The organism is Neisseria sp. P0021.S006 (assembly GCF_051956895.1).
The window spans coordinates 1-549 of record NZ_JBQCWZ010000976.1 but is presented as its reverse complement, the minus strand read 5'-3'; the positions used below and the strand labels follow the sequence as shown (position 1 = coordinate 549).

Sequence of the window (549 nt, the reverse complement as noted above, 5' to 3'; positions counted from 1 at the left end):
GTCCAATATCAAAGCTTATAATGATGCCGGACAAAAAATCAAAAATGACGGCGTGTTCACTGAAGTGCGCTATAAATCGGCCGACTGGAACGTCCGTAATTCTTACGACGTATTCTTGAACTACCGCCGTGTCGGTTCGTTGTCCGGTGTCTCTTCTGTTGAGGATTACAGCAAAAACGTCCAAGGCGTGCAAATCGGTGCAACTTATATTCCTTGGAAAAACTGGAAACTCAAAGGCTTCTATTTGGCCGGCAAACAGGTTACGCCTACCGTTGGTACGGATAAACAGGACGTGAACGTTATTCGCGGTCAGTTAGAATATAAATTTTAATCATCGCAAATAAAAAACAGGCAGGATGTCCTGCCTGTTTTTGGTTTTCAGACGGCATGAATATAGGGCCGTCTGAAACAATGGATGAAACGCTTACCAGCTATCGCGCTTCATGCGGTCAAGCTGGCGGCGGTCGCGTTTGGTCGGGCGTCCGTCCGGATAAGCGGCGCTGATGCGGCTGGCTTGGTCGAGTTGTTTTTGAGCTTCGCGTTCGGCAG

General features: G+C 48.3%; 2 pseudogenes. One reads left to right on the top strand and one right to left on the bottom strand.

Annotated features, from left to right (window positions below):
* Nucleotides 1-331 (top strand): annotated as a pseudogene (locus ACTHUM_RS18245) (hypothetical protein); the annotation flags it as partial.
* Between the two features lie 93 nt (nucleotides 332-424).
* On the opposite strand, the pseudogene ACTHUM_RS18240 reads toward ACTHUM_RS18245, so the two are convergent.
* Nucleotides 425-549: pseudogene (locus ACTHUM_RS18240) on the bottom strand (RNA-binding protein); the annotation flags it as partial.